The organism is Flavobacterium anhuiense (genome assembly GCF_001705175.1).
Lineage (GTDB): Bacteria > Bacteroidota > Bacteroidia > Flavobacteriales > Flavobacteriaceae > Flavobacterium > Flavobacterium anhuiense.
On the sequence record NZ_CP016907.1, the window covers coordinates 212,024 to 225,799 of the forward strand.

Below are 13,776 nucleotides of genomic sequence, written 5' to 3' on the forward strand. Positions count from 1 at the left end.
TTTTGACTTTTGTCTTTCGACTTAATTATGCTTATTTTTGTGCAAAATTACAATCAAAACAATTCATAAACAAACATTATGACATTAGAAACAAAAAAAAGTGTTTTTGTTGAATTAGGAAAATTTTTAAGTCAGTTTTCTGAGAGCGGTTCTGTGCAAAAATCTGACGTTTTATATAACGACATCTTTTTTGAAGATTTCGAAAATCTAATTCGCCTTTCACAATCTCATAATGGATGGTATACTCCAGAACAAGTATATTTCTCGATACAATCTTGGGCAGAAGCTTTAACAAAAGAAAATATAGACAAATGGCTTTCGGCTTATTCCTTCGACTCCGCTCAGGATGACAAAAATGGAAAAACTGTTGCTCTGATTTTAGCTGGAAATATACCTTTGGTAGGTTTTCATGACTTTTTATCAGTTTTAATAACAGGAAATAAAGCTTTAATCAAAACTTCATCAAATGATCAGTATTTATTGCCTTTTTTGGCTAAATATTTAATAGCTATTGATGAAAACCTAAAAGACAGCATCACTTTTGTAGAAGGGAAACTGGAAAACTTCGATGCTGTAATTGCAACTGGAAGCAATAATACTTCTCGTTATTTCGAATATTATTTTAAAGACAAACCGTCAATTATTCGTAAAAACAGAAATTCGGCTGCGATTTTAACTGGAAAAGAAACCCATGAAGATTTAGAAGCTCTTGGTGAAGATATTTTCAGATATTTTGGTTTAGGATGTCGAAATGTTTCAAAATTGTATATCCCAAAAGACTATTCTTTTGATGCATTTTTTCAAGCAATGTTCAAATATCAAGACGTTATTCACTATGAGAAATACGCTAATAATTACGATTATAATAAAGCTGTATTTTTAATGAGCAATTTCAAATTATTAGATAACGGATTTTTGACTTTAAAAGAAGATTCGAGTTATGCTTCGCCAATTTCGAGCGTTTTTTATGAATATTACGAAAACCTTGATGAGCTAGAAAAACGTCTTCAGGAAGACACAGATCAAATTCAATGCATTGTAAGCAATAATTTAACCCCAAACAGTATTGCATTTGGAGAAACCCAAAAACCTCAATTGTGGGATTACGCAGATAATGTCGATACTATAACGTTTTTGTTAACAACAAAGTAATAAATTGTTTAATTATTTCGAATATTTTAACGCTTTTTCGGCTCTTATTACCGAAATTTGCGTCTTTAAAATTTTCGACTATTAACAACAACCATGAAAAAACACAACTACAGCGCAGGACCAAGTATTTTACCTCAGGAAGTTTTTGAGAAGGCATCAAAAGCAATTTTAAATTTTAATGATTCAGGGTTATCTATCCTTGAAATCTCGCACCGAAGCAAAGATTTCGTTGCAGTTATGGAGGAAGCTCGTTCCCTTGCTTTAGAATTATTAGGACTTCAAGGAAAAGGTTATCAGGCTTTATTTTTACAAGGTGGTGCAAGTACAGCTTTCTTAATGGCACCATACAACCTAATGAAAGAAAACGGAAAAGCAGCTTATTTAGATTCAGGTACGTGGGCAACTGCGGCAATCAAAGAAGCGAAACTTTTCGGTGAAACTGTTGTCGTAGCTTCGTCAAAAGAAGACAATTATACTTATGTTCCAAAAGGTTACGAAATTCCAGCTGATGCTGATTATTTCCACTGCACAAGTAACAATACCATCTTTGGAACTCAAATGAAAGAATTCCCATCAACAAATATTCCTGTTGTATGCGATATGAGTTCTGATATTTTTTCACGCGAATTAGATTTTTCTAAATTCGATTTAATCTATGCTGGAGCTCAAAAAAATATGGGACCTGCTGGAACTACATTAGTGGTAGTTAAGGAAGAAATCTTAGGCAAAAACGGAAGAACAATTCCTAGCATGCTAGATTATAGCAAACACATCAAGGCAGAAAGTATGTACAATACTCCATCTGTATTTGCTGTTTATGTGTCTCTTTTAACTTTACAATGGATTAAAGAAAAAGGCGGAATTGCTGCTGTTGAAAAATTAAACAACGCAAAAGCAGAATTACTTTACGCTGAAATCGACAGAAACCCATTATTTAAAGGTGCTGCAAAAGTAGAAGACCGTTCAAATATGAACGTAACTTTCTTGTTGACAAACCCTGATCATACTGCAACTTTTGATGCTTTATGGAAAGAAGCAGGAATTTCAGGATTACCTGGACACCGTTCTGTAGGTGGTTACAGAGCTTCAATCTACAACGCTATGCCAATTGAGAGCGTTCAGGTTTTAGTTGACGTAATGAAAGCATTAGAAACTAAAGTTTAATCTTTTTTCGGTTAATCGTTAATTTGCTTAACTGTTTAATCGTCAAAACACTTGCTTTAAAATATCAAAAAAAAGAAAAATCAAATAGTTGGTTATCGATTAAACAATTAAACGATGAACCAAACAAACAATAAACACAACAATGAAAGTATTAGCAAATGACGGAATTTCTAAAAGTGGAATTCTAGCCTTAGAAAAAGGCGGTTTTGAAGTTATCACTACAAAAGTAGCTCAAGAACAAGTAGCTAACTATATAAATGAAAACAACATTGACGTAATTTTAGTTCGTAGTGCGACTAAAGTTCGTAAAGATATCATCGATGCATGTCCTGGCATCAAAATCATCGGTCGTGGTGGTGTTGGTATGGACAATATCGATGTGGACTACGCAAAAAGTAAAGGAATCCATGTAATTAATACCCCTGCTTCATCTTCTGAGTCTGTTGCGGAATTGGTATTCGGACACTTATTTTCTGGTGTGCGCTTCTTGCATGATTCTAACAGAAATATGCCTCTTGAAGGGGATTCAAACTTCGAAGGTTTGAAAAAAGCATATGCTAACGGAACTGAATTAAGAGGAAAAACTTTAGGTATTGTTGGTATTGGCCGTATCGGGCAAGCTACTGCAAAAATGGCTCTTGGTCTTGGAATGAAAGTGATCGCTGCAGATAGCTTTATTCCTCAAGTTGATGTAAAAGTTGAATTTTTCGACGGACAGTCAATCACAACTACAATTGTTTCTCAATCTTTAGAGTCTTTATTTAAAGAAGCAGATTTCATCACATTGCACGTTCCTGCTCAAGATGGATACATCATTGGAGAAAAAGAACTTGCCATCATGAAAGACGGTGTTGGAATCGTAAACTGTGCTCGTGGTGGTGTTATTGATGAAGTAGCTTTAGTAAAAGCTTTAGATTCAGGAAAAGTTGCTTTTGCTGGTTTAGACGTTTTCGAAAGCGAACCAAAACCAGAAATGGCAATTTTAATGCATTCTAAAATCTCTTTAACTCCTCACATCGGAGCTGCGACAGGAGAAGCACAAGATAGAATTGGTACAGAATTAGCATCACAAATCATTACTTTGTTAAGCTAATTAACTATATTTAAATTACATAGAAGGGATTTATTAACACAGTTTAATAAATCCCTTTCTTTTTTTGTTTAAATTTGATTGATAATCTAAACCCTAAATATCATGTTTGAACAATTAACCCAATTAGTGCAGCAATACGGAGGCGATGCTGTGGTAAACAATAGCGCTGTCCCAAATGAACATAATGACGCCGTAATAAGCGAGACAAGCAATTCTATTTTTGAAGGATTAAAAAAGATTGTTTCTGAGGGAAACACAGATCAGATTGCCGGATTATTTAATGGAAATTCTCCAATAGACAGTTCAAATCCTGTTGTTCAGCAAATCCAACAGCAATTAAGCGGAAGTCTTGGAGAAAAATTTGGTTTAAGCAGTGCAGATTCAAATGGAGTTGCTTCCAATTTGATTCCACAGATATTAGGCTCTTTAGTCAATAAAGCAAAAGATCCAAACGATAGCAGTTTTCAAATTTCAGATATTATAAATTCCATTTCTGGTAACAGCGGACAAGCTTCTGGAATAATGGATACCATTTCTAAATACGGAATGCAATTTGGACTTGACCAAAACAACGACGGAAAAGTTGATGTTGCAGATGTTCTTGTAGTAACCAAAAGCAAAGGAGGAATTGCAGGTTTTATTGGAAAACTTTTTGGAAGTAAATAGTTAAGACACTAAGACTCTAAGTCTCTAAGATACTAAGTTTTTAAAGCTGTTTGCTTCGCAAACAGCTTTCTACTTTTATGCACACAACCAAAAATAAAGCTTAGAAGCTTAGCACCTTAGAAACTTCAAAAGAATGTTAAACCTTTGTTACTTTGAGCCTTTGCCTCTTTTAACCTGAAAAAATATTCGTAAATTTATAATATGAAAAAATGCATTTCCATATTAATTGTTTTACTTATAATTGTTGCATGTTCTACAACTTCGCAGAATATTGCGAGCGCTAATACTGCATCTGCATCAAGTAAAAAAATAAGTGATACTGTTAGAATTGCAAACGACTCTCTTGAATATGAAGTAATAATTATCGATAATGGTTTCAGCACTTGGCTTGCATCAAGAGCTTATCCAAGAAATTATTATTCATTACAATATCTTGAAAATAAAAACTATTTGTATGTAACTGAATGGAATAATCGTGTCCTACAGCCGCAGCGTTACAATCCAAATTTATACGAAATGTCAATAAACTATCGTCCTGACATTCATTATGGCTATGAAGTAAATTACCTAATTTACAATTACATGATTTATTTCCAAAATACTTACAAACAAAAGCTTTGGGGTAACGTTCCTTCAAGATAATATACTATATTTGTAATCATTACAAATAGTATGGACAGATTAAAAAAACGCTGGGGAATCACCTCAAATTTACAAGCCGTTATTATATTTATCGTTTTTGCCATCACAGGATCGGCATCTGCTTGGCTGTCTAAACCTTTATGCGTTTGGCTAGGAATTACCAAAGAAGATTTCGGAGGTTGGTTTACGCTTATTCGTCTTATTATTATCTTCCCAATTTATCAGGTTTTATTGGTTGCTATAGGAACTGTTTTTGGGCAATTTAAATTCTTTTGGAACTTCGAAAAGAAAATGCTTAAAAACATGGGACTTGGATTTTTATTTAAAGATTAGACTTTCTCAATTTTGCTTTGAGAAAAAATAAGTATAAATCCATGTCAAAGTAAAAGAAGGAATAACATCTGTAAAAGGAATAATCTCTTCCAGAAATGTCAAAACCCCAGCAACCTTCCCTACTCTCCCTTTGTACATTTTTGCCATAATTATACCTGCAATTGGCGCCCAAACAACATCTGAGAATTCACCCAAAAACGGAATCGAGAAAGAAATCATACCAATTCCGTCCAAAACCAATCCAATAATTAATTTTGACATTCTGTTATCTTCTACCACTTCTAAATCTTGCATAACACATTCATTTTTAAGTTAATCGAAATTAAAAATAATTCCCTAAAGTAGTCTTACTTATTATTAAATTTAATTTCCAACATTCCCATATCAATTTATGTACCGATTTTAGATTTAGATTTTAGATTTTAGATTTTAGATTTTAGATTTTAGATTTTAGATTTTAGATTTTAGATTTTAGATTTTAGATTTTAGATTTTAGATTTTAGATTTTAAAAATCGCTTCGCTCTTTTTAGAATTTGGTATTTATTTTGAAATTTCCACATTGACTTTTGATATTGACCTTTGATATTGACTTTTGATATTGATTTTTGATATTGACTTTTGTAATTTGATATTGATTATAATCTTCGTTTCTTTGTAAAAACAGTTTCAGTACATGATACACGCAAAAAACATACATAAATTCTACGACAAACTTGAAGTTCTAAAAGGAGTCGATCTACATATTAAAAAAGGTGAAATTGTTTCTATAGTTGGTGCTTCGGGTGCTGGCAAAACGACATTATTGCAGATTTTAGGAACTCTTGATAAACCAGACCATAATCCAGATTCATCTCTGACTATTAATGGTAAAAACGTTTTAGAGCTCCAAAATATTAAAAACGATAACTCTAACCAAGAAAAAGCATTTAAAATCATTACCTGGTTAGGAGCACTTTATTTCGTTTTACTGGCTGTGTTTGCATTATTTTTTAGAAGCAAAATAGAAAATAATATTTTCGGTTACGGCACTTTGGCAGTAATTCTCACACCTACTCTACTAATGATTCTTTATTATAATCGTTACTTTAAAAAGAAAAGCAGACAAGACAAAGTTTTATCCGATTTTAGAAACTTAAACTTAGGATTCATTTTTCAGTTTCACCAGCTTTTGCCTGAGTTTACAGCCTTAGAAAACGTTTGTATTCCGGCTCACATTGCAGGTAAAAAAACAGCCGAAACCGAAGAAGAAGCAAAAAAACTCCTTTCTTATCTCGGACTTTCGCATAGAATCAATCATAAACCTAGCGAACTTTCGGGCGGTGAACAGCAGCGTGTTGCCGTTGCAAGAGCTTTAATCAATAAACCAGATGTCATTTTTGCCGATGAACCATCAGGAAATCTGGACACACATTCTGCCGAAAACTTACACCAACTGTTTTTTCAACTTCGAGACGAATTCGGACAAACTTTTGTTATTGTAACCCACAACGAAGAATTAGCAAACATGGCTGACAGAAAATTGGTAATGGTTGACGGGCAGATTAGCAATTAAATTAATCAGGAGCTATTTCCTGCTGTCCTTCCAATCTTTTGCCTCCCGATAGCGATCGGGACGGGCACAAAAGGATTTTCCCTCCCATCAGGGCTAGGGTCTCGTATACATAAGAAGATTTCATTAAAATGAACCAAAAAGAACTCAAAGAATTTCTAGACGAAAAAGTCATTCAATATAACAATCAGGATTTTATAGAAAGCGATCCCGTTCAGATTCCGCATCTTTTTAGCAAAAAAGAAGATATCGAAATCGCTGGTTTTCTTAGCGCATCAATTGCTTGGGGAAACCGTAAAATGATCATTAAGAATTCGCATAAAATGATGGAACTAATGGGGAATACACCCTACGATTTCGTCATGTCGCATTCTGATGAAGATTTGGCAAGACTTGAAACTTTTGTCCATAGAACTTTCAACGGACACGATTTTGCTGGTTTTATAAAAGGCTTAAAACATATCTACCAAAACCACAACGGACTAGAATCTGTTTTTGCTAAAAATCAAGAAAAAGACAGCCTTCAGAAAAGCATCAGCGAATTCAAAAAAATATTCTTCGAAACAGATCATTTAGCTCGAACTCAGAAACATATTTCAGATCCGTTAAACAATTCGGCGGCGAAGAGAATCAACATGTACCTGCGCTGGATGGTTCGACAAGATGCAAAAGGAGTCGATTTAGGAATCTGGAAAAGCATTTCGCCATCTGTTTTATCTTGTCCGCTTGATGTTCATTCTGGAAATGTGGCTCGCAAACTGGGAATTCTTTCGCGTAAGCAAAATGATGCAAAAGCTTTATTGGAATTAGATACCAAATTAAGAGAAATGGATGCAAAAGATCCTGTAAAATATGATTTTGCTTTGTTTGGATTAGGAGTTTTTGAAGGCTTTTAATCTTTTAAGATCTAAAAATATACAACCGTCAGGCTGAGCGGAGTCGAAGCTCACGCTCCAATCGTTGCGCTCTTCTCCCGAAGCCTCGGGATCGCTCAGAGTGGCAATACTATATCAAAAATTACAAATTCAACAAAAAACCACGAATTTAACGTACATTTGCACAAAATTTAAAGCAAATGAGCACTTTCGAAAAATTTAATCTTCCAAAATCATTACAAAAAGCAGTTGACGAATTAGGATTTGTTACGCCTACTCCTATTCAAGAAAAATCTTTTTCTGTAATCATGTCTGGACGTGATATGATGGGAATTGCACAAACGGGAACCGGTAAAACATTTGCTTATTTATTACCTCTTTTAAAGCTTTATAAATTCACTCATACCAATACGCCAAAAATTGTAATTCTAGTTCCAACACGCGAATTAGTAGTTCAAGTGGTTGAAGAAGTAGAAAAACTGACGAAATATATGTCGGTTAAAACTCTAGGAATTTATGGAGGCGTAAACATCAATACACAGAAAAAAGCCGTTTACGAAGGGGTTGACATTTTAGTTGGAACTCCTGGACGTACAATGGATTTAGCTCTTGATGCTGTTGTTCGTTTTGACGAAACACAAAAACTGGTTATCGACGAGTTTGACGAAATGCTGAATTTAGGTTTCAGACCACAGCTGACTTCGCTTTTTGCGATGATGAAACCTAAACGTCAAAACATTCTGTTCTCTGCAACGATGACAGACGAAGTTGATGATTTATTAAATGATTATTTTGATTTTCCTGAAGAAGTGACATTAGCACCATCAGGAACGCCTCTTGAGAAAATTACGCAGCTTACTTATAATGTTCCAAATTTCAATACAAAAGTAAATCTGCTAAAACATTTATTGGAAACCGACGAAAGCATGAGTCGCATTCTAGTTTTCGTAAACAACAAAAAGATTTCAGATATGCTTTTCAATCGCATTGATGAACTTTTTGACGGGCAATTTGGTGTGATTCACTCCAACAAATCTCAAAATTACCGTTTGAGTACAATGGCTGAGTTTCAAGAAGGAAATCTTCGCGGTTTAATTACAACCGATGTTATGGCAAGAGGTTTGGATATTTCTAACATTACACACGTAATTAACTTCGAACTTCCAGAAGAACCTGAATTGTACATGCACAGAATTGGCCGTACAGGTCGTGCAGATGCAACAGGAACAGCCATTAGTTTTGTTACTCCTAGAGAAGAAGAATTCAAAATAGCAACGGAACTTTTAATGGATCAAGAGCTTGAAATAGCTGATTTTCCTGAAGAAGTTGAAATTTCAGAAAAACTTATTGAAGCTGAAAAAGATAAATTACCAAGAAAGTTTTTATTGAAAAAACCGAAGCTGGAAGGTGAAGGCGCTTTTCACGAAAAATCTAAAAAGAACCAGAAAGTCAATCTTGGAGGTCCTTCAAAAACCAAAAAGAAAACACATGGTTCTGTTAACAGAAATATGTTGAAGACAAGAAACGAGAAGAAGAAAAAAAAATAAGTGTTTTTTAGATACTAAGCTACTAAGATGCTAAGTTTCTAAGTTTTTTTTCTATAAAATATGAAAAGGGTAAAGATTTTAAATAAATCTTTACCCTTTTTTAATCTTAGAAGCTTAGCGTCTCAGAACCTTAGCAACTTTTCTCTATATTTTCGTAAACAACAATCCCACTGGCGAACACAACTGTATTCTTCTGCCAGTATCTACAATCTTTCCTGTTGCGATATCTCTTTTAAAAATAACTATATCATTAGTATATTGATGGCCTACTAAAAGGTAATTTCCTGTTGGATCAATTGCAAAATCACGTGGACCTTTTCCTAATGTGCTTTGCTGTTCTACTAATTCCAGACTTCCTGTTTTAGAGATTTTGTAAACCGAAATAGCATTCGCATCAACACGGTCTGAAACGTATAAAAAATTTCCATCAGGTGAAATTTTGATTGCAGCTGCACCCGTTCCGCCTTTAAAGTCTTTTGGAAGAATGCTTGTTTCAGCAACTACTTTTAAACTTCCAGTTTTATCCCAGCTTAGTGTTGTTAAAGTTCCATCCAATTCCTGAACTAAATACACAAATTTTCCGTCTTTACTGAAAGTTAAGTGTCTTGGTCCGCTTCCCGGTTTTACATCAACACTACCTTTTAAAGTCAGAATTTCATTTTTTGAAGTTGGGTTGTATTTATAAATAAACACTTTATCTAAACCTAAATCATTTGACAAAACAAACTTTTTGTCTGGAGAAAACATAACCATGTGCACATGCGCCTTTTCCTGACGAGCTGCATTTGGTCCTTTTCCTTCATGTTGAATAAGTTGTTGTTTTTCTGTAATGCTTCCATCTGGATTTTTCTTAAAAACAACAATGCTTCCACCAGAATAATTGGCAGCAATTACATTTTTATCATCATTAATTAAATGGCAAGGATCTGCTCCAAAAGAATCATTTTTATTTAAAAGATTGATTTTGCCCGTTTGCGAATCATATGAAAAAGAACTTACTGTACTTTGTGTCCCGTTTTCGTTTACAGCATAAATAAATTTATTATCTGCAGAAACTGATAAATAGCTCGGACTAACAACATTCTCTGAAGAACTTTTTAATTTATAATCACCTGTTGTAGCATCAAATTCATACACATAGATTCCGTTGCTTTGGCAAGTATTGGTATAAGTTCCTACCAGTAAGTTGAATTTATTCTGAGCTCTAACCGCGGTTATTGATAAAGCTGAAAATAATACTAGATACATTTTTTTCATAGTTTATTTTTTGTTTTTGTGAATTAGCTAAAATAAGTAATAATATTTGTTTGAAGGAGTTTCTAAGTTACAAAGAAATTACAAAAGTTACATTTTTTGATAGTTTTCTTGCTAGTCAAAACATTTTCAATTCATAATTGACAATTAACAATTCATAATTCTCCTACTTATATGGTTTAATAATTTTAATTTGTATTTTTGACCAGCATCTTCGCGAAAAACAAAACGTAGTGAAGTAAATCGAAGCCAGAATGCATTTTAAACATCCCGAAATTCTATACTTTCTGTTTTTATTGATCGTTCCAATTTTGGTACACTTATTTCAATTAAGACGATTCAAAACTTCCTATTTTACCAATGTACGCTTCTTAAAAGAACTTGCTATACAGACTCGTAAGAGTTCTAAAATCAAAAAACGTCTTTTATTGACCACTCGTTTATTATTGCTTACCTGTGCCATTATCGCCTTTGCACAGCCTTTTTTTGAAGCAGCCGACAGTAAGAACGCTTCAAATGAGATGTATATTGTACTGGATAATTCTTTCAGCATGCAGGCAAAAGGCAAAAAAGGAGAATTATTAAAAAGAGCCGTACAGGAATTGCTTGAAAACACTCCAGAAAACACACAATTTTCACTTTTAACCAACACTGAAAATTTTTGGAATACGGATATAAAATCTTCTAGAAGTGCTTTACAAAATTTAAAATACAGCGCTTCTCCTTTTGACCTTTCAGCAATTACAGCTAAAATAAAAGCTCATAAATCGGCTCATAAAAAAGATATTGTCATTATTACTGATGCTGTCGGTTTAAAGGAAGCAGCTATTCAAAATATAGATTTCGAAGAAAAACCATACTTTATTGTTCCAGAAGCGGAGCAAAAAAACAATGTCTCAATAGACAGCGTTTACATCAATCAGACTTTAGAAAACTTCTACGAAATCGGAATTAATCTATCAGCTTATGGTGAAGATTTTAAACCAGTTTCAACTGCACTTTACAATCAAAATAAGCTGATTGCCAAAACTATTGTCAATTTCGACGCTAAGAAAAAGAAAATCAATTTTACCATTCCTAAAGAAGCTTTTCACGGATATGTAACAATTGAAGACAATGGTTTAACTTATGACAATAAATTGTTTTTCAGCATTTCAAAAAATAAAAAAACAAACGTTATCAGCATTGGTGAACCTGAAAAAAGCAATTTCTTATCCAGAATTTACACTTCCGCAGAATTCAATTATAACAATTATCCAATCGGTTCTTTAGATTATAATAGTTTAGAAAAACAAAATACTATTATTTTAAATGAACTGGTTGATATTCCGCAAGCATTACAAACCACTTTAAAGGCTTTTGTTTCTAAAGGAGGAAATTTAGTTGTGATTCCATCCGAGAAAACTTCTATTTCAAGTTTAAACGCTTTATTGGGTAATTTTGGAAAAATACAATTCGGAAATTTAGAAACCAACAGTAAATTAATCACTAAAATTAATTTTGATCATCCTCTTTTTTCAGGCGTTTTCGAAAACAAAATAAGCAATTTCCAATACCCAAAAGTAAACAGTTCGTTTGCCGTTTCGAGTTCATATCCTGCTGTTCTTTCGTTTGAAGACCAGACTGCTTTTGTAACCGCCGTTCAAAATCAGGTTTCTGGAGTTACGGTTTTTACAGCTCCGATTAATAGTGCCAATTCTAATTTTCAGCAATCGCCTTTAATTGTCCCATTGTTTTATAAAATTGCTCAAAACAATCAGAAAACTGGCGTAAATGCTTTAACAATAGGAAACAATCAGCCTTATTTTGTTGATGTTCTTTTGACTAAAGATGCTATTTTGGAAGTAAAAGGAACAGAAGATTCGTTTATACCCGTTCAGCAGATTTTAAACAATAAAGTCAAATTAACCTTTAATGATTTTCCTGAAACAGCAGGAAATTACAGTGTTTTTGACAAAAAAGAATGGGTAGAAAACATCAGTTTTAATTACAAAAGAACCGAAAGCGATTTAAGCCAAGTAAACACCAATGTAATTTCTGATTTCAAAACTGCCGATACGATTTCGACCATTTTCAATACATTACAAACTGAACGAACCGACAGCCAAATTTGGAAATGGTTTGTTATCTTTGCACTGTTATTTTTAGCATTAGAAATGGCAATCATAAAATTTGTAAAATAGGTTTCTCGTTTTCTAAAACGTCTTACTTTTTACAAAAATCATTTTACGACAAAAAAATATCTACATATGAAACTAATCATCAAAAGCGCCAAAATTATCGACTCAAAAAGTCCGTTTCACAATCAGACCGTTGATCTTTTAATTGCAGATGGTGTAATAGAAAAAATAGGCGTTTCACTTCCAAACGATGACGCAGAAGTGGTACGATTTGATAATCTTCATGTTTCTCAAGGATGGTTTGACAGCAGTGTCTCTTTGGGAGAGCCTGGTTACGAAGACAGAGAAACCATTGCAAATGGATTGAATGTTGCAGCCAAAAGCGGTTTTACGGCAATTGCATTACAGCCAAATTCGTTACCAATTATTGACAATCAATCTCAGGTAAATTTTGTAAAAAGCAAAGCAAATGGTTCTGCTACAGAAATTTTCCCGATTGGAGCTTTAACAAAAGCCAGCGAAGGAAAAGATATGGCGGAGCTTTTTGATATGAAAAATTCTGGAGCAATAGCTTTTGGAGATTACAACAAAAGCATTGACAATGCTAACATTCTAAAAATTGCTTTGCAATATGTACAAGATTTTGACGGATTGGTAATTGCTTACTCTCAAGACCCAAATATTAAAGGAAACGGTGTTGCAAACGAAGGAATTGTTTCAACAAGATTAGGTTTGAAAGGAATTCCAAACTTAGCTGAAGAACTTCAAATCTCGAGAAACTTATTTTTATTGGAATATACTGGTGGAAAACTTCACATTCCGACTATTTCTACAGCAAAATCAGTTGAATTAATTAGAGAAGCTAAAGCAAAAGGCTTAAACGTTACTGCAAGTGTTTCGGTGCATCATTTGGTTTTAACGGATGAAAAACTGGATGGATTTGACACTCGTTTTAAAGTGACGCCTCCATTAAGAACTGAGGTTGACCGACAAGCTTTACTAAACGGAATAGCTGACGGAACTATCGACATGATTACTTCAGATCACAATCCGATTGATATCGAATTCAAGAAAATGGAGTTTGATACTGCCAAAAATGGAACTATCGGATTAGAAAGTGCTTTTGGTGCTTTACTAACGGTTTTACCTGTGGAAACGGTTGTTTCAAAATTAACTGCTGCGAGAAATGTTTTTGGTCTTGAAGATCTTACAATCAAAGAAGGTGCAAAAGCAAATTTAACTTTGTTTACAACAGAAGGAAAATCAACTTTTACGAAAGAAAATATTCTCTCAAAATCAAAAAATTCTGCTTTTTTAGGAACTGAACTTAAAGGTTCTGTTTACGGGATTTTCAATCAAAATCAATTAGTTACAAAATAA

At 33.6% G+C, this 13,776-nt stretch carries 12 protein-coding genes and 2 pseudogenes; 12 read left to right on the forward strand and 2 right to left on the reverse strand.

What is annotated here, in order from left to right; translation table 11 throughout:
- Positions 1-78: 78 nt before the first annotated feature.
- From BB050_RS00875 to BB050_RS00900, 6 genes are all read left to right on the forward strand, one after another.
- Positions 79-1,152, forward strand: a complete 1,074-nt coding sequence (locus BB050_RS00875; protein ID WP_066032248.1) for an acyl-CoA reductase — start codon at positions 79-81, stop codon at positions 1,150-1,152.
- 93 nt (positions 1,153-1,245) lie between these two features.
- Positions 1,246-2,316 carry a 3-phosphoserine/phosphohydroxythreonine transaminase gene (gene serC / locus BB050_RS00880; RefSeq protein WP_066032249.1) on the forward strand — a complete coding sequence of 357 codons (1,071 nt, stop codon included), beginning with the start codon at positions 1,246-1,248 and terminating at the stop codon, positions 2,314-2,316.
- 142 nt (positions 2,317-2,458) lie between these two features.
- Positions 2,459-3,409, forward strand: coding sequence for a D-2-hydroxyacid dehydrogenase (locus BB050_RS00885; RefSeq protein ID WP_066032250.1), 951 nt, complete (start codon positions 2,459-2,461; stop codon positions 3,407-3,409).
- A gap of 102 nt (positions 3,410-3,511) precedes the next feature.
- Positions 3,512-4,075 carry a DUF937 domain-containing protein gene (locus tag BB050_RS00890; RefSeq protein WP_008462553.1) on the forward strand — a complete coding sequence of 188 codons (564 nt, stop codon included), beginning with the start codon at positions 3,512-3,514 and terminating at the stop codon, positions 4,073-4,075.
- Between the two features lie 201 nt (positions 4,076-4,276).
- A complete protein-coding gene (locus BB050_RS00895; protein WP_066032251.1) occupies positions 4,277-4,717 on the forward strand; it encodes a DUF6146 family protein in 441 nt (146 codons plus the stop codon).
- A gap of 30 nt (positions 4,718-4,747) precedes the next feature.
- Entirely contained in the window at positions 4,748-5,050 is a 303-nt protein-coding gene (locus BB050_RS00900; RefSeq protein WP_066032252.1) for a DUF6787 family protein, read from the forward strand.
- Between the two features lie 6 nt (positions 5,051-5,056).
- On the opposite strand, the gene BB050_RS00905 is transcribed toward BB050_RS00900, so the two are convergent.
- On the reverse strand, positions 5,057-5,344 hold the full coding sequence (locus tag BB050_RS00905; RefSeq protein WP_008462550.1) for a hypothetical protein: 288 nt from the start codon (positions 5,342-5,344) through the stop codon (positions 5,057-5,059).
- 380 nt (positions 5,345-5,724) lie between these two features.
- Between BB050_RS00905 and BB050_RS22225 the strand changes: the two are divergent.
- From BB050_RS22225 to BB050_RS00920, 4 genes and pseudogenes are all read left to right on the forward strand, one after another.
- Positions 5,725-5,937, forward strand: a pseudogene (locus BB050_RS22225) (ATP-binding cassette domain-containing protein); the annotation flags it as partial.
- A 216-nt stretch (positions 5,938-6,153) separates the two neighbouring features.
- Positions 6,154-6,603: pseudogene (locus BB050_RS22230) on the forward strand (ABC transporter ATP-binding protein); the annotation flags it as partial.
- A gap of 128 nt (positions 6,604-6,731) precedes the next feature.
- Positions 6,732-7,496: a TIGR02757 family protein gene (locus tag BB050_RS00915; protein ID WP_066032254.1), complete on the forward strand. Its 765-nt coding sequence runs from the start codon at positions 6,732-6,734 to the stop codon at positions 7,494-7,496.
- A gap of 179 nt (positions 7,497-7,675) precedes the next feature.
- Complete coding sequence (locus BB050_RS00920) at positions 7,676-9,022, forward strand: DEAD/DEAH box helicase (RefSeq protein ID WP_008462547.1); 1,347 nt, start codon at positions 7,676-7,678, stop codon at positions 9,020-9,022.
- 144 nt (positions 9,023-9,166) lie between these two features.
- Here BB050_RS00920 and BB050_RS00925 read toward each other — a convergent pair whose 3' ends face one another.
- Complete coding sequence (locus BB050_RS00925) at positions 9,167-10,279, reverse strand: lactonase family protein (RefSeq protein ID WP_066032255.1); 1,113 nt, start codon at positions 10,277-10,279, stop codon at positions 9,167-9,169.
- Between the two features lie 251 nt (positions 10,280-10,530).
- On the opposite strand from BB050_RS00925, the gene BB050_RS00930 reads away from it, so the two are divergent.
- A complete protein-coding gene (locus BB050_RS00930) occupies positions 10,531-12,459 on the forward strand; it encodes a vWA domain-containing protein (RefSeq protein ID WP_066032256.1) in 1,929 nt (642 codons plus the stop codon).
- 66 nt (positions 12,460-12,525) lie between these two features.
- A complete protein-coding gene (locus tag BB050_RS00935) occupies positions 12,526-13,776 on the forward strand; it encodes a dihydroorotase (protein ID WP_066032257.1) in 1,251 nt (416 codons plus the stop codon).